This window comes from Bosea sp. BIWAKO-01, assembly GCF_001748145.1.
Classification (GTDB): domain Bacteria; phylum Pseudomonadota; class Alphaproteobacteria; order Rhizobiales; family Beijerinckiaceae; genus Allobosea.
The window spans coordinates 5421236-5440657 of record NZ_BCQA01000001.1; the positions used below are offsets into that span (position 1 = coordinate 5421236).

General features: G+C 63.5%; 15 protein-coding genes. 8 read left to right on the forward strand and 7 right to left on the reverse strand.

The window, feature by feature from the left end:
* Positions 1 to 72: 72 nt before the first annotated feature.
* From BIWAKO_RS25335 to BIWAKO_RS25355, 5 genes are all read right to left on the reverse strand, one after another.
* Positions 73 to 1200 (reverse strand): glycosyltransferase family 4 protein, encoded by a 1128-nt coding sequence (locus BIWAKO_RS25335; RefSeq protein WP_069881008.1) that lies wholly within the window; start codon positions 1198 to 1200, stop codon positions 73 to 75.
* Between the two features lie 300 nt (positions 1201 to 1500).
* Positions 1501 to 2760, reverse strand: a complete 1260-nt coding sequence (locus BIWAKO_RS25340) for a glycosyltransferase family 4 protein (RefSeq protein WP_069881009.1) — start codon at positions 2758 to 2760, stop codon at positions 1501 to 1503.
* Entirely contained in the window at positions 2757 to 3518 is a 762-nt protein-coding gene (locus tag BIWAKO_RS25345) for a polysaccharide deacetylase family protein (protein ID WP_069881010.1), read from the reverse strand. The genes BIWAKO_RS25340 and BIWAKO_RS25345 overlap by 4 nt, the downstream gene beginning before the upstream one ends.
* On the reverse strand, positions 3511 to 4821 hold the full coding sequence (locus tag BIWAKO_RS25350) for an O-antigen ligase family protein (protein WP_069882777.1): 1311 nt from the start codon (positions 4819 to 4821) through the stop codon (positions 3511 to 3513). The genes BIWAKO_RS25345 and BIWAKO_RS25350 overlap by 8 nt, the downstream gene beginning before the upstream one ends.
* Before the next feature lie 38 nt (positions 4822 to 4859).
* A complete protein-coding gene (locus tag BIWAKO_RS25355) occupies positions 4860 to 6236 on the reverse strand; it encodes a GumC family protein (RefSeq protein WP_069882778.1) in 1377 nt (458 codons plus the stop codon).
* A 509-nt stretch (positions 6237 to 6745) separates the two neighbouring features.
* Here BIWAKO_RS25355 and asnB point away from each other — a divergent pair.
* The 4 genes from asnB to nadE are packed head-to-tail and all read left to right on the forward strand — an operon-like array spanning position 6746 to position 11550.
* A complete protein-coding gene (gene asnB, locus BIWAKO_RS25360) occupies positions 6746 to 8683 on the forward strand; it encodes an asparagine synthase (glutamine-hydrolyzing) (protein ID WP_069881011.1) in 1938 nt (645 codons plus the stop codon).
* Positions 8684 to 8706: 23 nt separating this feature from the next.
* The gene (locus BIWAKO_RS25365) at positions 8707 to 8973 is read left to right on the forward strand and encodes an acyl carrier protein (protein WP_069881012.1); all 267 of its coding nucleotides are present in this window, start codon (positions 8707 to 8709) and stop codon (positions 8971 to 8973) included.
* A gap of 25 nt (positions 8974 to 8998) precedes the next feature.
* Positions 8999 to 10546, forward strand: a complete 1548-nt coding sequence (locus tag BIWAKO_RS25370) for a class I adenylate-forming enzyme family protein (protein ID WP_069881013.1) — start codon at positions 8999 to 9001, stop codon at positions 10544 to 10546.
* Positions 10543 to 11550: an NAD(+) synthase gene (nadE, locus tag BIWAKO_RS25375; RefSeq protein ID WP_069881014.1), complete on the forward strand. Its 1008-nt coding sequence runs from the start codon at positions 10543 to 10545 to the stop codon at positions 11548 to 11550. Before BIWAKO_RS25370 ends, nadE begins: the two co-directional genes overlap by 4 nt.
* A 45-nt stretch (positions 11551 to 11595) precedes the next feature.
* Here the strand turns inward: nadE and BIWAKO_RS25380 are convergent, their stop codons facing one another.
* Together BIWAKO_RS25380 and BIWAKO_RS25385 are read right to left on the reverse strand one after the other, a co-directional pair.
* Positions 11596 to 12711 carry a hypothetical protein gene (locus BIWAKO_RS25380; protein WP_069881015.1) on the reverse strand — a complete coding sequence of 372 codons (1116 nt, stop codon included), beginning with the start codon at positions 12709 to 12711 and terminating at the stop codon, positions 11596 to 11598.
* Positions 12708 to 13439, reverse strand: a complete 732-nt coding sequence (locus BIWAKO_RS25385) for a N5-glutamine methyltransferase family protein (RefSeq protein WP_069881016.1) — start codon at positions 13437 to 13439, stop codon at positions 12708 to 12710. Before BIWAKO_RS25385 ends, BIWAKO_RS25380 begins: the two co-directional genes overlap by 4 nt.
* A 189-nt stretch (positions 13440 to 13628) precedes the next feature.
* Here BIWAKO_RS25385 and BIWAKO_RS25390 point away from each other — a divergent pair, with 189 nt between their 5' ends.
* Genes BIWAKO_RS25390 through BIWAKO_RS25405 form a run of 4 tightly spaced genes read left to right on the forward strand, consistent with a single transcriptional unit; the run spans position 13629 to position 19308 of the window.
* Positions 13629 to 14951: a lipopolysaccharide biosynthesis protein gene (locus BIWAKO_RS25390; protein ID WP_069881017.1), complete on the forward strand. Its 1323-nt coding sequence runs from the start codon at positions 13629 to 13631 to the stop codon at positions 14949 to 14951.
* Complete coding sequence (locus BIWAKO_RS25395) at positions 14941 to 16098, forward strand: GNAT family N-acetyltransferase (protein WP_069881018.1); 1158 nt, start codon at positions 14941 to 14943, stop codon at positions 16096 to 16098. The genes BIWAKO_RS25390 and BIWAKO_RS25395 overlap by 11 nt, the downstream gene beginning before the upstream one ends.
* A gap of 34 nt (positions 16099 to 16132) precedes the next feature.
* Entirely contained in the window at positions 16133 to 17131 is a 999-nt protein-coding gene (locus BIWAKO_RS25400) for a glycosyltransferase family 2 protein (protein ID WP_069882779.1), read from the forward strand.
* The gene (locus BIWAKO_RS25405; protein WP_069881019.1) at positions 17128 to 19308 is read left to right on the forward strand and encodes a glycoside hydrolase; all 2181 of its coding nucleotides are present in this window, start codon (positions 17128 to 17130) and stop codon (positions 19306 to 19308) included. The genes BIWAKO_RS25400 and BIWAKO_RS25405 overlap by 4 nt, the downstream gene beginning before the upstream one ends.
* Positions 19309 to 19422 lie beyond the last annotated feature (114 nt).

Below are 19422 nucleotides of genomic sequence, written 5' to 3' on the forward strand. Positions count from 1 at the left end.
GTCGATCTCTGGCTATGGGGCGGCGAGCTGCGAGCGCTCTATCGCGCGCTCTCGATCACAATGGAAGCCCGCCTATTTCGCCAGCAGCGTCCGATAGACCTCCAGCGTCTTCTGGGCGACGTTCGGCCAGCTATAGGCCAGCTCCACCCGCTTGATCTGGGAGCGGGCCTGCTCCTCGCTGAGCGGATTGGCGATCTTTGCCATCATCGCCGCCGCGAGAGCATCGACATCGCCAAGCGGAAAGTAATCCTCAGGAGGCAGGCCAAGCTCCCGGTTCGCGGCAATATTGCTGGCGAGTACCGGAAGGCCCGACGCCATGGCCTCCAGGAGCGCGATCGGCATCCCCTCATGGCTCGACGGCAAGACGAAGAGCGCGGCATTGGCGAAGAGTTCGGCAAGCCTGTCGCCGGACTGGAAACCGGTCAAAACGACGCCGGGCACGGCCTGGGCCATTTCCCTGACCTGCAGGGAATAGGCGGTTTCAAACTCCGCGCCACCCGCCAGCACCAGGCGAAGGTCGGAGCGGCCGCTCCGCGCAAATGCTTCGATGAGGTCCGTTTGCCGCTTCTCCGGAACGAGGCGGGCGGCGAGCAGGACATAGCGCTTGGGCTGCAGGCCAAACTCCGCCAGGACGCCGGTCTGAAGCTCGCCCCGGGACATTGCCACACCATTCGGCACGAAGCTGACCGAAGTGTCGTATCGGGAGCTCATGGTCTGGGCGACCTGGCGCGAGACGGCGATCCGCCCATGGGACAGGCGCATGCCGAGGTACTCGCCAAGTCTTAGCGCGCGCCGGGCAACGCCACCCCATTTCTGTCTATCGTAGTCGTAGCCGTGATGGGTCACGACCACCTTCATGCCCAGGAGGCGGGCGAGAGGCACCATCAATGCCGGTCCAACCGCATGAATGTGCAGGATGTCCGGCCGGCGCACCGCCGCGAAACAAACGCCCAGGAAGGTATGGACGATAGCCTCCAGCGCCATCTTGCGGGGCGCCCAGAGCGAGAAGACACGGATACCGTTCGCGGGAGAAGGCACAGACGGCAGATAACGGTGTCGGCCGATGACTTCGACGTTCCAGCCGCATTCGGCCATCTCGCCGGCCAGCATCTCGACATGCTTTTCAACGCCACCCTGAACATTGGGGATGCCGCGCAATCCGAGGAAGATGACGCGCCGTCGCGTATCCTGATCTGCCATGGTCACCGGCCGTGCGGGAGGCCCCTCGAAGGGAAGACTGGTCAATGACGCCTCCGCCGATCGCTGCCCGGCCGGTCTTTAACGACGATGCTGAAGAGCATTGTGCTTTCAGCTCGGCGCCGGACCTCGGAGAGATTCCTCTTGGGAAGGTAGAGAGTGGAGCCCAGTGTTCTGGAAAAACCATCTACCTGATTTCGATGAATTTTACAGAACGCGGGCGGCCATCCGCAATAGACAGTCCTACGTCTAGCGTGTTTTCTAATCGTTAACCTTTACATCGCTTTTTTATCTCGTGGTTTCTCAGGCGGCTCCGAGCGCGGCATAGAGATTCAACGTGCGGTCGCGAAAAGCGGCGGCGGAGAAGTCCGCTGCGATCCATTGCCGCCCTGCCGCTCCCATCCTGGCGCGCTCTGCCGCCGAGAGCGCAGCCAGATTAGCCAGTTTCTGCGCGAGATCCTGCGCGTCTCCCGAGGTCACCAGCATTCCGGTTTCTCTCTCCCGGATCATCTCCGGGATGCCGCCGATGGCGGCGCCGACCACGGGGCGCCCGAGCGCATAGGCTTCCAGGATGCTGATCGGTGCGTTCTCGTACCATTCGGAGGGCAGCACCAGGGCGCGGGACTGCCCGATCAGGCGGTGCAGATCCTGCCCGGACAGATGCCCTACGAAGCTCACATCCGCGCCCATTTCGCCGGCGAACTGGCGAAGGGCCGCTTCATCCGGCCCCGTACCGGCCACGACGAGTCGCTGCTTCGAGAGAGCAGCGGCCCTGATCAATGTCGTCAGACCCTTTTCCGGCGCGAGGCGGCCGGCGAAGACGAAGTAGTCGCCCTCCTCCCAGTCGCTGCGGTAACGCTCGACATCGACGAAGTTCGGTATGTATTCCAGTTGCTCGCGGCGCCAGCCCCATTCGACCAGCTTCTCCAGATAGAAGCGACTGGGAACGACGATGCGGTCGAGCTTCTCCCAGTAAAGGCCAAGCGAGCGATGCACCATCGTTTCCGCCAGGACCAGGGCGCTGTACGGCACGGATCCCTTGACGCAGCGATGGCGCAGGACGTTGTAGATATGGCCGCCGCGGCAATCCTCGCAGATCTTTCCGTCGCGCAGCATCTTGTAGGACGGACAGGCCAGCTTCAGGTCATGCGCCGTCATCACCACGGGAATCCCAGCCGACTTCAAGGTTGCGAAGATCGCCGGGGAGAGGTGGTGATAGACGTTATGGGCGTGGGCGACCGAGGGTCGCGCCTGCTCGATCAGGCGCGCGACATTCCGCTGCGCTTCGAGCGAATAGATGATGCTGGCCGCCTGGACGACCTTTCGCAACGGGCTCGTCGGGCGACCATATTCGATCTCCGAGACGAAATAGCCTGACCATGGCGAGGGCTCATTGCTCTCATGCTGCATGGCGAAGGGGACGACATCCCAGCCGATCCTTTCGAACATCGTCATGTGGTCGAAGAAGACCGCCTCCGCCCCGCCGCGCCGGTAGAAATAGTTATTGATCGCCAGCAGGCGCTTCCCCGCAGGTTGGGGCTTTGCCGCGTGCGGGCTTCTCACCAGCCGATCCGATCCAGAATGCGATCGACAGGCAGGACCGTGCATCCACGCTCGACGGCGTGACGCACCAGATGCTCGAATGTGCACGGCGTGCAGCCATAAGGTGTCGGGTCCGGTGCGATCTCATGCGTGAAGAAGACAAGCCAGCCGGGCATGTCGACCACCGCGTCGATCCAGCGTGTCAGGGCGCGCGCCTCCGCATCGGGCTGGCGAATCTCGACGGCCTTGAGCATCAGGGGATCGACCGCACCGCGATTGATGGCTTCGCCTGCCCCGCGGCATGTGCGGAAGCGCCGGCGGAATTCGGGGCGCGCCAGAGGCCATGCCGCATTGTAGGGAAAGGCGAAATTGGCAGGCTCCACGGAAATGCCGGCTTGCGCGAGATAGTCGGCATTGCGGTCCAGATCGCGCGCCAGATCGGCGCCGGGAATGTCGCGGATCCTGCGATGCGAGAAGGTGTGGCAGCCGATTTCGTGACCGCGTTCGGCCAGATCCCGGCAGCCTTCCGATGTTATCAGCACGCGGTCCGGCTCGACCTGCCCCGCAAGGCCTCCGGCGATATAGAACGTGCCATGCACGCCATATTTCTCGAGGATCGATGCTCCCTCGCTGCGGGCAGAATCTGGAACGTCGTCGAAGGTGAAGGAGACCAGCGGGGTGTCCGTCTCCAGACGGCGCCTGGAGCCTGCAAACCCCCAGATCAGCCGGTTGCTCAGGCTGTCGACCTTCGCTCCAAGGCGTTCGGATACGCTAGGCATGCGCCAATGTCCTTTGCGTCCCGGGGTAGGTTCCCGTGGTCAGAGCAGCGGAGGTTTGCAGGGACAGGCCGTAGATCGCGACCAGGAATGTGAACCAAAGGGGACTTGCGCCGTCGAAGAACAAGCTCTCCAGGCCGGCATGAAAAATGACATACAGCCAGATCCGGACGAAGAGCCGCGTGAGATGTGAATGCTCGTCGGCCGGGCCTATGCGTGAAATGTGATAGAGCGGAAGTACTATCACCCAGATCAACGTCAGAATGAGCCCTGGAATTCCCATCATCAAGATCGTGTCGAGATACGAATTATGGGCGTGGGCTGCGGCGACTGCCCAAGTCTCGATCGAGCCACCGCTGTTCACGAGTTGGGACGTCTGCCAGAAGCCCTTCATCCCGTAACCTGCGAATGGATGCTCAGCGAGCGCTGAGAATGTAAGGCGCCAGACATCCGCCCTGTTCGTGAAGGTGGCATCAATTCCGAGGTCTGTGACGAACTCCCCGAGCGGCCTGAAGACCGCCGATCCGACAGCAAAGAGATTGAACAGCCCCACCCCGCCGATCACGACCGGAATGCGTAGCGAGCGCGCTTTCTCGAAGATCCAGGCCAGCACGAGAACCGCCGGCAGCATAGCGGTGGACGTTTTTCCACCTGTATTGAGGAGGAAGAGGAAGGCTAACGAGACGATCAAGATACCCGCGGTTCGTGACCAGACATTCATGACAAAAATGCCGAAGAGGGCAACGACCACCATAGCAACCGCGGCATCGTTCTTGTGCCTGAAATGGCCACGCCATAGGCCGGCATTGATTGTTTCCAATACCTCTGAAGCCTGATGGATAGCGAGTGACGGCTTGAACAAGACGCCATAATAGGAGATAGAAAGAATTATAAGGCAGCAAATTCCAAGTAATTTTGCGAAATGCCTCTCGGTTTTAGGTAGCAACAGAAATATACTTGCATTCGCCGTGACCATGACGGCCAGAATAATTCCCTTTATTCCTTGAAATGGGTATTTTGAAGTTACAGATACAACAATCATCCAAGCGAATATGAGCCCGATCAATGCTCTCGGCTGTAATATTGTATTCCGCAGTGGGTGAAGTAGGCCAAATCCCAGCATGCCGAAGAAGAGGGCAAGCGAGACCAATTGGTTCAGCGCGCTGGAGGCACGCGCGGACTGGTCGAGGACGGCCTCACCCGACAGGTCGACAAAGGGATTCAGGGAGATCCAGAACAGCAGGAAGATCGCCACGAACAGGAAGGTGCCTACCCGATCCCGAAACGTGTGCGCTCGATCCGCCATCTCGTCGTCGGCAGTTCGCTGTATGGTCGAAATCGACATCAAGCAGCTGTGGGTTGCGGATCACGGATATAAATCCAGGCTCCCCGCGCCAGGGCTGCCGCAATCCCGAGCATGAGGCCCAACATGGCCGCCGCCACCAGCAGTATCAGCGTACGCGGTGGCCAGCTGCGCGCCTTGGGCGGCATCGGTGCCGAGATGACGCGGACATTGCTGGTGTCGATCTGCTGGCGCTCACCGATCTGCTGGGCGCGTGCCAGGTGGCTTTCGTAGATCGCCGCCTTGGCGCGCGCATCGCGCTGCAGATCGCGCAGCTGCACTTCGGCATCGTTGTCGGTGAAGACGTTGGATTTCCCGTCGCCCGCCTTGTCCTGCAGCGCTCTGAGCGTCGTCTGTTCCCGGTTGAAGTCAGCTTTCGCGCCTTCCAGGATGCGGCGGGCTTCGCGGGACAGAGCACCCTCGATCACCTGCTGTTCGGATAGCGCGGTAATCAGCTGCGGATGGCGTGCGCCGAAGGTCGCCCTGATCGACCCGATCTGCTGCTGCAGCGTATTATACTGCGCGCGCAGACTCGTCATGGTGGTGGAATCGAAGATGGAGGCGCTGGCTGCCCGCCGCTCTGCAATCGCCGCGCTCATCTGCCGGTAGCGCGATTCCGCCTGGATGAAGCGCTGCTGCGCCTCCAGAACCTGCGTATTGAGCTCGCCCGAAAGTCGCGTGCTGACGAGCTCGCCATTATTGGACTGCAGCCCCTTCGCGCGCCGGAAATCCTCGACCCTCCGCTCCGCCTCGGTCACGTTGCGGCGTAACTCGTCCAGACGGTTATTGAGGTTCTTCACCACCCGGCCGGCGCTTTCGGCCGCCGACTGGAAAAGCTCGGCCTCGAAGGCTTCGACAATCGCATTGGATATCGCGACAGCCTTCTCGGGATCCTCTGCCCAGAGCTTCATGACCACGACGAAGGAGCGCTCCTCGCGCCGCGCCTCGACCCGTTCAGCCAAGGCGCGCATCACGGCAAGGCGATTGTCCTGACTGGCATCCCTGGACGAGATCAGGCTCCTGAGCGCCGACAGATAGCCAGGTTGCACGAATTCCGGATCGTTGGTCAGGTCGAGCCGGTCTATGACCCGTGCCAGGACGTTGCGCGAGGTCAGGACCCGGAGCTTGCTCTCGACCTCGAGCAATTGCGCATCACGCTGCGGATTGGACGTGAAGACGTCGTCCCGGACGACGTTCAGGTTTGAGGGGTCAATGAGGATATCGGTGTAGACGGTATAACGAGGCGGTGTCGTGACCGCATAGATCAGCGCCGCGGCGACACAGATGACAATGGCGGCAACGATCAGGCCTATTCCTCGCCGCAGCCAGACGAGGATGTCGTCGGCCCCGACATCGGCGAGCAAGCGGAGACGGGAAATCGGGCTTCCGCTCCCGAGCGAGCCCTGTCCCCGGCTCGACTGCAGGGAATCCGAGCGCGTGGTGGAGGACGAGGCTACATCATCGCGCAGCGATTCCGAGCCAATCCGCGAATGGCCTGTCGGCAGAGGCGCTTGTCGCTGCTCCGACTCCTTCGGCCCGTACATCCCGCTTCGCCCTCAGCACGCAACTCTAGACGGAAGAGACGCGCCTATCCCCCGCAAACATGCCCTAGGGGTATGCTCCGGCCCTGAATTTTACGTTAATCGCAGCACGAGCACCGCATGTGGAAACGACGATCCGGCCCTCGATCTCAGGCAAGGTCCATCTGCGTCATCAGGCCCATTGGGAGCACGATCTTCGATCTTGATCCGAAGTCTAATCAAGAACTTGGGGCTTTGCCGGATCCTTCGAAATTTACCATTCGCATGGATATCCCGCAGCGTTAACGCTTGCTCGGCCCAGATTGGCTATGGTTCAACGGAGACGAAGGACCTGGAAGTATCTCGGCATGTGCGGATTTGGGGGCTATTTCGGCGCAGTCCGGGATGGGAGGGAACTCCTTGAACGGATGACGGCCGCGATCGCGCATCGTGGCCCCGACGAGCAAGGGCTCTTCATCGCGAAGGATGCAGGTCTCGGGCATGCCCGGCTGTCGATCGTCGGCCTGGGGGACGGCCAGCAACCGATGTCCGATGCGACGGGTGAGCTGACGATCGCCTTCAACGGCGAGATCTTCAACTATGTCGAACTGCGCGAGCAGCTGCGCACAAAAGGGCACCGCTTCCGGACATCGAGCGACACCGAGGTGATCCTGCATCTCTACGAGGAGATGGGAGAGGATTGCCTGTCCGTCCTCAATGGCGATTTCGCCTTTGCGCTCTGGGATAGCCGGCGCCGCCGCATGGTTCTGGCCCGGGACCGCATGGGCGTCCGGCCGCTGTTCTATACACGGCAGGGCGATCGGTTCTATTTCGGCTCGGAGGTCAAGGCGCTTCTTCAGGTCCCGGGCGTGAGTGCGGAGATCGATCCCCTCGCCCTCGACCAGATCTTCACATTATGGGCGCCGATCGCGCCGCGCACGGCCTTCCGCGACATCTTCGAACTGGAGCCCGCGCATCTCATGATCGTCCAGCAGGGCAGCGTCTCGACGCGGCCCTATTGGAGCCTGGATTATCCCGACCGCGAGGCGCCATCCCGGCACACGGATGAACGCGCTGCGGCAGAGGAACTGCGCGCGCTGCTGACCGAGGCGACCCGTATTCGCATGCGGGCCGATGTCCCGGTCGGCTCCTATCTCTCGGGTGGGCTCGATTCCTCGATCACCTCCGCGCTCGCGGCGGGCATGGCGCCGGGCGGCCTCAGGACCTTTTCCGTCACCTTCGACAGCGCCGAGCATGACGAGAGCGCCTTCCAGATGGAGATGGCCCGGGCGCTCGGGACGCAGCACAGTTCCGTCGCCTGTGGCGAGGGCGATATCGCCGCGGTCTTTCCCGACGTGATCCGTTTCACCGAGCGGCCGATCCTCAGAACCGCGCCTGCGCCGCTTTTCAAACTGTCCGGCCTTGTGCGCGAGGCCGGGCTGAAGGTGGTGCTGACGGGGGAAGGCGCGGACGAGGTCTTTGCCGGCTATGACATCTTCAAGGAGGCGCGGGTTCGGCGCTTCTGCGGCAGGCAGCCCGGCTCCCGGATCAGGCCGCACCTGTTTCGCAAGCTCTACCCCTATCTGCCTGGCCTCAGGCAGCAATCCGCAGAATATCTCGCGTCCTTCTTCGGGGCGGGCGGCGCGGCACTCGACGACCCGCTGTTCTCGCACCGGCCGCGGCTCGACGGGACGGCGGCGACGAAGCTGTTCTTCTCGGGCGACCTGCGGGCCACGCTATCGGGCTACGACGCGGCCGAGGAACTCGCTTCGCGTCTGCCGGAAGCCTTCAGCCGCTGGCACCCGTTGCATCAGGCGCAGTATCTGGAGGCCCGCTTCCTGCTGCCGGGCTATATCCTGTCCAGCCAAGGCGACCGCATGGCGATGGCCCATGGCATCGAGGGGCGCTTCCCCTTCCTCGACCATCAACTGGTCGAGTTCGCCGCCGGGCTTCCCCCCGAGATGAAGCTGAAGGGGCTGGTCGAGAAGCACATCCTGCGGGAAGCGACCAAGGATCTGCTGCCGCCCTCGATCAGCCGACGGGCAAAGCAGCCCTATCGCGCGCCGGACAGTCACTCCTTCGTCGGGACGGGGGCCGCCGATTATGTCCAGGCAGCCATGGGCGAGGCGCAGGTCGCAGCCGGCGGCCTGTTCAATCCCAGGGCCGTCGCAAAGCTGCACGAGAAATGCAGCGCGCGCCCGGCCTCCGGCTTTCGCGACAACGCGGCCTTTGTCGGCATCCTCTCGACGCAGCTCTGGCTGCAGACATTCACCGGCACGAGCGGCCGCAGATCAGAAGCCGCCTGAACCCGGCCATGAAAGGGAAAGACATGAGCGACACAATCAGGGACAGCGTGAAGGCCTTCGTCGTCGAGAACTTCCTGTTCGGCGATACCAACCATGAACTCTCCGGTACGGCGTCGCTGATCGAGAACGGCGTCATCGATTCCACCGGGGTCCTGGAGCTCGTGGCCTTCATCGAGGATCGCTACGGGATCACCGTGGCCGATGCCGATATCGTGCCCGCGAACCTGGATTCGCTTGATCGCATCTCGGCTTTCATTGCGTCGAAGGTGGCCGCGCCGGTCACGGCGTGACGATTAGGGGCGGAGCAACAGGCTCATGCGGATCGAGCAATTCCTCGTCACGAACGCCGCCGCACAGGCTGCGAAAACGGCGCTGGTCACTGACCAGAGGCGGATCCGCTATGACGAGCTGGATGATCTTTCCAGCCGGCTAGCCACCACGCTCGCCGCAAGCGGCGTGAAGCGGGGCGACCGCGTCCTCGTCTTCATGGACAATTGCTGGGAAGCCGCCGTCTCGATCTTCGCGGTTCTCAAGGCCGGCGCGACCTTCAGCCCGATCAACGCCTCGACCAAGGCCGACAAGCTGGCCTATGTCATCGGGGATTGCGAGGCCGCCGCGATCCTGACGCAGGCGAAACTGTTGCCGGTCGTGACGCAGGCGCGCGCGTTGGTGCCCGGGCAGGCGCTCTTTGTCGCTTCGACACAGCCGCCGGCCGGCGGGTCGCTCGAAGGCGCGGTGCCCTTCGAGGATTGCCTGAAGGGCTCGCCCGCTCCAGTCGGTCACGGCGGCATCGATATCGACCTTGCCATGCTGATCTACACCTCGGGCTCCACAGGCCGGCCCAAGGGCGTGATGATGACGCATCGCAATATCGACGCGGCGGCCGACTCGATCACGACCTATCTGCGCAATACGCCTGACGACATCATCCTCAACGTCTTGCCGCTGGCCTTCGACTACGGCCTCTACCAATTCCTCATGGCGATGAAGCTTGGGGCGACCCTCGTCCTGGAAAAGTCCTTCGCCTTCCCTCAGGCGATTTTCGAGCGCATTCGCACCGAGAATGTCACTGGTTTCCCGCTCGTGCCGACGATGGCCGCGATGATCCTGCAGATGCGCGATCTCGAGCCAGGTTTCCTGCCGAGCTTGCGCTATCTCTCGAACACGGCCGCAGCCCTGCCGCCCGCCCATATTGCGCGATTGCGTGAACTGTTCCCCGGCGTACGGCTCTATTCGATGTACGGCCTGACGGAATGCAAGCGTTGCACCTATCTGCCGCCGGAAGAACTGGGCCGCCGGCCGGGCTCGGTCGGGATCGCCATTCCCAACACCGAGGCGCTGGTCGTCGACGATGAGGGAAACCGCGTGGCTCCGGGCGTGCCGGGCGAGCTGGTGATCCGCGGCCCGCATGTCATGCAAGGGTATTGGCGCAATGAGGCGGCCACGGCACAGATGCTGCGCCCCGGCCCGAACCCATGGGAGAAGCGCCTCCATACCGGCGATCTCTTCCGGACGGACGAGGAGGGCTTCCTCTATTTCGTCGGCCGCAAGGACGACATCATCAAGACGCGCGGCGAGAAGGTGGCCCCGAAGGAAGTGGAAGCGGTGCTGCACGGCCATCCAGGCATCGCGGAAGCGGTGGTGATGGGCGTGCCCGACCCGGTGCTCGGCCAAGCCATTGCCGCCCTCGTCGTCCTGTCGGATGCGAGCCTGACCGAGCGGGACATCATTCGCCACTGCGCTGTCCATCTCGAGGATTTCATGGTGCCGCGGATCGTCGCTTTCCGCACCGAACTACCGAAGACGGATACAGGAAAGGTCAGCCGCAGGCTGGCCGCCGAAACGCTGGGAGCAGCGGAATGAACCTCCCCCCTGCCCCAAGTTTGCTCGCCTTCTCGGCAGCAACCCTGACGATCGACAACACCGCGGAGACGGAGCGGATCGTCGCCGAACTGCGCGGGCAGTTGCGCGGCATGCGCAAGCGCGGGCTCGTGCTCGGCCTGTCCGGCGGCATCGATTCCAGCGTCTCCGTCGCGCTGGCGGTCCGCGCCGTCGGCGCCAAGAACGTCTTCTGCCTGTTCATGCCGGAGAACGATTCAGACCCTGAAAGCCTTCGGCTCGGCCGGCTGGTCGCCTACACGTTCGGGATCGAGGCCGCGGTCGAGGATATCGGCCCGACGCTGCAGGCCATGGGTTGCTATGAACGACGAGACGGCTTCATCCGCGAGCTCGTACCCGCGTACGGGCCGGGTTGGGCCTCCAAGATCGTCATCGCCAGCTCGCTCTCGGGCGACGGCTACAACATCTCGTATCTGGTCGTTCAGGACCCCGAAGGCCGGCAGACGAAGCTGCGCATGCCGCCTGCCGTCTATCTCGGCATCGTCGCGGCCACCAACATGAAGCAGCGCACGCGCAAGCAGATCGAATATTATCACGCCGACCGGCTGAATTTTGCCGTGCTCGGCACGCCGAACCGGCTCGAATATGATCAGGGCTTCTTCGTGAAGAACGGCGACGGTGCCGCAGACGTGAAGCCGATCGCCCATCTCTACAAGAGTCAGGTCTATGCATTGGCGGCTCATCTCGGCATCCCCGACGAGATCCGCAGGCGGCCCCCGACGACCGACACCTACACCCTCGAGCAGACGCAGGAGGAGTTCTACTTCTCACTGCCCTATGACCGCATGGATCTGTGCCTCTACGGGCTCAATCACGGCCTCTCCGCCGAAGAGGTCGGCACAGCCACGCAGCTGACTGCCGTCGAGGTCGAACGGGTCTGGGCCGATATCGCAGCCAAGCGCAAGGCGACCCGCTACCTGCACCTGGGGCCGCAGCTCGTGCGCCCGGTGGGTGAAATCGCACATTGAGGCCGGCGCACTGGCGGCGGCCTGTCCGTCTTCGGTGCGCGAAAACTAGTCGAAGCTGCCGCCGTTCAGGCGGTTCCAATGCTCGCCCGCCAAGCCGTTCAGAAAGCCCTGCCCGTTGCGGAAGACCTGAACGAGCTCTTCATCGGGCGAATGCACGACTGTCGATGCGATGTGGCTGAAGGCAATGCGCCGCCCCAGCATGGCTTCCAGCAATGCGGGCTGCGTACGGCCGCGCAACCCCGCTACGCCGCGCGTCGCCGCGTGACCGATCAGGCAATCGATGACCGGGCCTGCCTGCCCGGGCCTGGCAAGAACCTGAAGGACGCGCGCGATCCGCCCCGGGCGGGCGTGATAGAGAAAGGCGCCGATCGGCGCCCCGCTGGCCGCGGTGACGGACGCATACACCGCCTCGCCATAATCTGGCTTCTCGGACGCCTCGGCGACGATGTGGGCGAGTTGTTCGCCTGACCAATCCGGACGCAGCGCGAACTGTTCCGTCAGCGGAGCGACAAGCGCGGCAAAGCCGGGCTGATCGACTTCTGCGACCTTGAGGCCGCCTTTGACATTCCAGTTTGCCGGCACGCCCGACCAGCGCAGATCGTTATCCTGCATCCGGCCGCGCAGATAGCGATCGAGCCCCCGGGAGACCGGGTTCAGCAGCCGCACCGCACCGATCCGGCTCGCGGCCAGGTCCAGCATGAAGGCCGATGGCCGGATGATGCGGACCCAGTCCAGGCTGTACTGCGGCAGGGTGATCCCGCGCAGCCTCGTCCACATCTGCGCGGAGATCTCGCTGGCGGTTTCACTGAACGAGAGATCCTGCGGCCCAGCGAGAAAGGTCTTGAGCAGTCGGGCACCGGCCATCGGGTCGCTCGCCCGTCGCTCGACCATCAGCGAACCGCAGATCGCGGCCCGCAGCTTGCGGCCGCCATGGCTCATCGGCAGCACATTGACACCGACAAAGCCCGAAATATCGCCCTCACCAGACACATGGACGAGGGGAGCGATCTCGGGATCGCAGCCAGGCGATTCAAGATAGTGTCGACGCAGATAAGTCGCGAGCGTGGGCGGTGGAGGCACGCCGCGATCCCGGAATATCCTTTGAAAGAGCCCCGTAACCGCCGGGATATCGGCGGCGAGCAGCGGGCGGATTTCGCTCATTCCGGTCGGCCTGTCGCTTCGGTCGATGCCTGCTCGAACTCCTGTAGCTTGCGGACAAGGGCAACCCGCGGCGTTCCCGCCTCATTCGCGGCGAAGGTCATGGATTCGTAGGCCTTGGTCCTGGCAATGAGCGCCGCCGCCTGGCGATCCTGGCCCTCGCCGAACTCGAACAGCAGCCAGCCGCCTGGTTTGAGAAACGCCACGGCGTCCCGGATCACCCGCTGGTGGATCGATATGCCATAAGGGCCGCCGTCGAAGGCTTCGCGCGGCTCGGCCTCGAGCAAATGGGCGCTCTCCCCCTCAAGGCGCGACGTGGAGATATAGGGCGGGTTGCAGACGATCAGGTCGACGGCTCCCTCCAGGCCATCGCTTGCGAGAGCGGAGAACAGATCTCCCTGCCTGATGGTGACACGGTGCTGAAATGCCAGGCGCTCCGCGTTTCGGCGGGCGAGCTCGACCGTGCTGTCGGTCAGATCCGCGGCCCAGACGCGCGCCGACGGAATCTCGGCTGCGATCGCCAGAGCGAGATTGCCCGAGCCACAGCACATGTCGATCACGATCGGCTCGGCAGCGGCGCGTTCGCGAAGGATCGCGGCGGCTCTCTGGCCGAGGAGTTCGGTTTCCTGGCGTGGCACGAGAACGTCGGGCGCCAGCTCCAGGTTCACGCTCATGAAGCGATGCAGGCCGGGCCGAGGCTTGCCGTCGAAATCCAACGCTGTGTCCGGCATGAACGCCCCTTCCCTTGCTGAGCGCCTTATTCATCCGCGCGAAACTATGGCGGTCAGGTAAACGGAGGCTGAAATGAAGTGATCGGAGAGTGTTAACCGCACAATCATTTCTGCGTGTTACTGGCCGTATTGTCGATGGTGGACGCCACCGAGTGCCGCTATCTCGGTTGTTGTCAAAGGCAGGACCGGATGGCTTCGGATAACGCGAAAGGATCGAGTCATCGCAGAGCGTTTCTGCCTATGCTCGTGTCCTATGCCGCGTCCGGCGGCAGCCTCGTCATCAGTTCCGCCGCCCAGCTTCTGACCTTCGCCATCCTGGCCCGTTGGCTCGGCGTCCATGAGTTCAGTCTCTTCGTCGCCATCACCGCGATTTCGAACATCGCGGTCCATATGTGCGGGCTCGGTGCCATGGAGTGCCTGGTTCGCCGCGTGGCGCGCGACCGGGCGATCTATCCGGACATGCTTGGCCACAACATCATCCTGACGGCCGCCAGCGGTGTGGTCCTGGTCCTGCTCGGGGCGGTGGTTCTGCCCTTCTTCTTCACGCTTTCCAGCGATCCGGCGACGAATGTCGCAGTGATCACCCTGATGCTCGTCACGAATATCATGCTGGTCCGCATCATCGTGCTGGCCGAGCAGATCTTCATCGCCCATTCCGATTTCGGCTCGGCCAACACGGTGGTGGTCAGCTTCGCCGTCGCGCGGACGATCGCCGCCTGCCTTGCCTGCATCGTTTTCGGTGTTTCGACGCTCGCGAACTGGGTGGTGTGGCAGTTTGCCTGCCATGTGCTCGTTGCGCTGGCATGCTGGCGTGCCATTCGAGGGCTGGGCCAGCCGAAATACCGGATCGTGCGCGAAGAGCTGCCGCTCGGGCTCTATTTCAGCATTCCCTTCATCCTGCGTGCGATGCGGCAGAACGCCGACCTGCTTGTGCTCAGCCTCGTTGCGACAGCCGAAATCATGGCGAGCTACAGCGTGGCGCGAAGGATGCTGGAAAGCAGCTATCTCTCGGTCGAGGCGCTCAATCGCCTTGTCTACCCGGGGTCGGCCAAGGCTACCGCCGCCGGCCTGCAGCACGCCCTGCCCCGCGTCAGGAAGGTTCTCGTCGCAGCCACTGCCATCAGCATCCCGGCGGCGATCGCCGTCTTCGTGCTGGCGCCGGTCCTGCCCTATCTGTTCGGCAAGGACTATGTCTCGCTCGTCTCCTTCGTCAGGGCTCTCTGCTGGGTGGTGATACCGCTGGCGATGTGGTCCGTGGCGGTGGAGGCGCTCGGAGCGTCGGGCCACCAGCCGACCCGCGCCGCCGTCATGGGGCTTGGCAGCGTCATCGGCGCTGCGGTTGCCGCCTGCGCGACCTGGTATGCGCCGCCCACCGGAACGTTCGTTTCATTCTACGTCATCGAGATCGCCATGGTGGCTGCGGCCTGGGGGGCACTCCTGCATGTCGTGAACAGGGACAGGGAGCAGGCCCGCAAGCAAGGTCTCTCTGCGGGAATCGCGCATGGACGCTGACCTGCAACCGAATCTGCAGTCATCCCTCGCGACCGGTGGCGAGGAGAGCCCTCCGCGCGGCTGTGGCGTCCGCCCGATGACGAAGCGCGATATTCCAATCATCGCACAGCTGTTCAGCAGGACCTTCCGGAGCCACAGGAGCGAGGTCGCGCCGGATCTGGAAGGATATCTCGAGACGGTCTTCTTCGGCAGCCCGCATTACCGGCCGGAGCACGGTAGCATCGTCTATGACGGTGCTGCCGGCAACGTTGCCAGCGCCATTCTTGCTCTTCCCATGGAGTTCACCGTCCATGGTCGGCCGATCATCGCCAAGCTTCTTTGCGCCTTCATGGCGGATGGGAAGGAAGGAGCGGCCGGCGCGGCGCGCCTTGCCCGCCAGATGCGCGCTGCCCGGCAGGATCTCTGCTTCTCCGACAATTCCTCGCCCGTCAGCGCCGATCATTGGGTTGCCGGAGGCGGTGCGGTTCTGCCGATACAGAGCCTCGAATGGCACCGCACGTTCCGGCCGCTCGCTGCCGGGGCGATCGCGTGGAGCCGCTACGTGCCGCTGTCGCGGTCCCCTGGCGTCCTGCGCTTTCTCGGCCCGTTCGATGGCCTGCTGCGCCGGCGAAGGCCTTCGCTGGCCCCGGCCGCGGCGGCGGGCTGCCGGACGATCAGCGTCAGCCCCGACGAGTTCTTCCGCTGTGCCGGTCCAATGATGGAACGCTTTCCAGTCCGTCCGGTCTGGTCAAAGCCTGAGTTCGACTGGCTCGTCAGCGTCGCCGCGCTGAACCAGCGCCTCGGCTCCCTGCAGTACAGGACGGTGATCGCCGAGGACGGCCGCGTGATCGGAGCGTTCCTCTTCTTCGGTAACAAGGGTCGGGAAGCCAACGTCCTGAACCTCCTGTGCGCGGCGGGCCACGAGTTCGACGTCACCGGCCAGATGCTCGCGCATCTGGACGCAGAGGGCTATGCCCAGGCGAACGGGATGGCGCAGCCATTCCTGATGAACGCGATATCGCGGCAGCGCTGGCTGTCCTTCAAGCACCGCGGCTATTTCTGCCTGGTCACGCGCCATGCCGAGATCAAGGACGCCACGCTTCGCAACGAGATCTATTTCGGCGGGCTTGCATCGGAAAGCTGGAGCCGGCTGCTCACGGATTTCTGACGTCGTGGCGCCCGTATCGACACTGGAGGCCCGATTGGCCGTTTCCATCATCATCAAGACCCTGAACGAAGAGAAGCGCATCGCCGCGACGATCGAGAGCGTGCTGGCGGCGCTTGGCGACCTGCAGGGCGAGGTGATCATCGCCGATAGCGGCTCGTCCGACCGCACCATCGAGATCGCGTCAGGCTACCCGGTCGTGATCGCCCAGATCGTTGCGCCGGCGCGGCCGAGTTGCGGGATCGGGCCACAGCTCGGCTTCCAGCATTCCCGCTACGAGTACATCTGCCTGATCGACGGCGACATGCTGGTCGACGCCGGCTTTCTCGATGCTGCCATCCGTTTTCTCGTCGAGAACCCTGCCGTGGCCGGCGTAACCGGACATGTCGAGGAGATGCAGGTCTCCAATCTCGAATATGCGAGACGTGTGCAGCGCAATGGACCCGAGAACAGAACCGGGCGGATCGATCGGATGAACGGCGGCGGACTTTACCGCCGCAGCGCCATCGAGCAGGCTGGCTACCTGTCGGACCGGAATCTGCACGGCTATGAGGAGTTCGATCTCGGGATACGCCTGAGGAATAGTGGCTGGGAGATGCATCGACTCGACCGGCGCTTCGTCCAGCATTTTGGCCACTCCCTCAACTCCTACCGGCTGCTCATCCGCCGCTGGAAGAACAAGTACCTCCACGGTATCGGTGAACTCCTGCGCGCTTCGCTGGGCAAGCCCTATTTCCGGCAGGTCCTGCAGGAACTGCCCGAGCTCAAGCTCTGGGGAGCGGTCTATCTCTGGTGGGCGCTCTCCATCGCCCTAATCCTGTTTGTGCCGAACAAGTCCCTGGCGGTCGCGCTGGTCCTCGCTCTCCTCGTTGGCATCGTGGCGCTAATGAGCATGCGCAAAGGCGGCCTGCGTATGGGCCTCTATACAGTCGTTGCCTGGTTCTTTCACGCGGCCGCGCTTCCGGCAGGGTTCCTTCGCAAACGGCGGAAACCCGAGCTACCGATCGAGAGCCGCATCATCGGGAGTGCGCCATGAAAGCGGGGGTCTGGCTTGCCCTGGCTGGCGCGGCACTCAGTCTTGCAAGCGCGCCAACCAAGGCTGATGAGCAATGGTTGCCGGTCCGGGAGATTTCGCTCGAACTGCGCGCCGGCAGCCCTCTGGACTTCTCGTCGATCCTGCCGAACCCAAAGATCGATACGGGTAATCGGCTGATCGCCGGATCCAATGGCCGGCTGACGTTCGCGAAGGCCCCTGACACGCCGGCGAGACTGTCCTGCGCCTCGCTGGCCTGGAGCCCGGCTTCGGGAGGGTTTCCCGATCGGGCAGGCGCTGATCGCTATGCCCGACAACTGGCGCTGCATGGCTACAACATCGCGCGGCTTCATTTCGTCGATGGCAGCCTGATGTTTGGCCGTAAGACGGATTTCGATTTCGATCCGGAAACACTGGATCGCATCCACTATCTGCTGGCAGCGCTGAAGCGGAACGGCATCTACTGGATGATCGACGGGCTGTCGTCATGGCGCGGCGCCTATGGCGGCTATGACGATCGCTGGGATCCGGGCGGCAACCTGAAGCTCGCGTTGCATCTCGAGGACGCCGCCTTCACCCATTGGAAGAGTTTTACCGAAAAATTCCTCGCACGGGTCAATCCTCATACCGGCATCGCGCCGATCCATGACGATGCGCTGACGCTGGTCATCCTCGTCAACGAAAACAACATCGAATTTGAAAGCGTCGTTCACGACCGCCCCGGCAAGCCGCCCTATGACGCGATGCTCGCGGCCCCCTTCAATCGGTGGCTGGCGAAGCGCTATGCGTCGACCGCAGTCCTTTCGAAAGCCTGGGGCGGGCTCGGCTGGACCGAGAAGCTGGAGAATGGCTCGATCGCACTGCCCGTCGACCGTTACGCCGACAGCCCCCGCATGCGCGATCTGCAGGCTTTCTTCACCGAGGTCGAGACGACATCCGCCAACAAGATGAGCCAGGCGCTTCGCGTGCTTGGCTACAAGGGCCTGATCAGCACCTACAATAACTGGCCGACAATCCAGGCCGCTCTTAGTCGGCGCAGCCTCGAAGCGGTAACGGCGAATACCTATCATGACTGGGTCGGAGGCTATGCGCCCGGTAGCAAGCTGCTCCAGCAGAGTTCGGTCGCCGACGGTGCCAATTCCATGCGCATGATCGCGGCGGCGCGCTGGCTCGGAAAGCCCTTCATCGTCAGCGAATACGATCACCTGTTCTGGAACCGCTATCGCTATGAAGGCGGGCTGGTCTTTCCGGCCTATGCTGCGCTGCAAGGCTGGGACGTGCTCTGCCGGCATGGCCACGGCCCGATCGCACTCGCCTATGGCGAGCCCTATCCGCACAAGCGGGCGATGCTGCCCTACGCGATCGCACTCGACCCCGTGGCCCGCGCCGGCGAGACCCTCTCCGCACTCCTGTTCAGGCGCGGCGATGTCTCCACCTCCCGGATCACGATCCCGTTCGCGGTTCGCGGCGAGGAGGATCTCGGCAGGGATATGCAGGCCCGTGAGCCTGAGAATCTCACGGATCTGGCTCTGGTCGGGCGGATCGGATTGCAGGCCGCCGACCGCATCGGCGAACAGATCGCCGTTCTTCAGCCCCGCGATGCCAATCGCGCCGCCGCGATCATCGACAGGCTGAAGACGAGCGGCGCGCTCCCGCAAGGAAATGCCACCGACATCGCGGCGGGGCTCTATCAGAGCGACACGGGCGAGATCGTCTTGAACCGCCCGAAGCGGGAGCTACGCGTTTCGACCCCCGCGACGGAAGCCGTCGCCTTTTCCTCTCAGAGCCTGCCGGCCAGGCTCGGGACGATGAGCGTTGAAGCTGCGGAGGGGGACGGCCTCGTTGCCCTGGCCTCGCTCGACAAGCCGGCCTCCCTCGCCAAGGGCAGCCGCTTCCTGCTGATCTTCGCCACCGATGCCCGCAATACCGGCATGACCTTCCGCGACCGGCAGGAGAAGGTCATCGAGGACTTCGGGCGGCTTCCGGTGCTGATCCGCAAGGGGCAGGTCGATCTGCGGATCAACAGGACGGCGCCGCGATGGCAGCTCTCACCTGTCTCTCTCGACGGAACGGTGAAACCGCCGATCACCCGCGGCGCGGGCCCGATTTCCTTCCGCCTCTCGAACGATCTCCCGACCGGCCCGACGACCTATTTCCTGCTGGAACTCCTGGAAAGCTGACGGCTCTGCCGAGCCCGCTGGCCCTCGACGCCGGCCGCCGCTCTGGTGCGTGAGTGGCGCCCGGACCTGAAACCGCGGCCGGGCACGACATCCTGACGCATGGGAGGGTTCCTG

Coding starts and splice junctions, on each gene's coding strand:
- BIWAKO_RS25350 (WP_069882777.1), bottom strand. CDS start 4,821: ATGGCGGATCGAGCGCACACGTTTCGGGATCGGGTAGGCACCTTCCTG.
- asnB (WP_069881011.1), top strand. CDS start 6,746: ATGTGCGGATTTGGGGGCTATTTCGGCGCAGTCCGGGATGGGAGGGAA.
- BIWAKO_RS25345 (WP_069881010.1), bottom strand. CDS start 3,518: ATGCCTAGCGTATCCGAACGCCTTGGAGCGAAGGTCGACAGCCTGAGC.
- BIWAKO_RS25335 (WP_069881008.1), bottom strand. CDS start 1,200: ATGGCAGATCAGGATACGCGACGGCGCGTCATCTTCCTCGGATTGCGC.
- nadE (WP_069881014.1), top strand. CDS start 10,543: ATGAACCTCCCCCCTGCCCCAAGTTTGCTCGCCTTCTCGGCAGCAACC.
- BIWAKO_RS25395 (WP_069881018.1), top strand. CDS start 14,941: ATGGACGCTGACCTGCAACCGAATCTGCAGTCATCCCTCGCGACCGGT.
- BIWAKO_RS25390 (WP_069881017.1), top strand. CDS start 13,629: ATGGCTTCGGATAACGCGAAAGGATCGAGTCATCGCAGAGCGTTTCTG.
- BIWAKO_RS25385 (WP_069881016.1), bottom strand. CDS start 13,439: ATGCCGGACACAGCGTTGGATTTCGACGGCAAGCCTCGGCCCGGCCTG.
- BIWAKO_RS25370 (WP_069881013.1), top strand. CDS start 8,999: ATGCGGATCGAGCAATTCCTCGTCACGAACGCCGCCGCACAGGCTGCG.
- BIWAKO_RS25380 (WP_069881015.1), bottom strand. CDS start 12,711: ATGAGCGAAATCCGCCCGCTGCTCGCCGCCGATATCCCGGCGGTTACG.
- BIWAKO_RS25405 (WP_069881019.1), top strand. CDS start 17,128: ATGAAAGCGGGGGTCTGGCTTGCCCTGGCTGGCGCGGCACTCAGTCTT.
- BIWAKO_RS25365 (WP_069881012.1), top strand. CDS start 8,707: ATGAGCGACACAATCAGGGACAGCGTGAAGGCCTTCGTCGTCGAGAAC.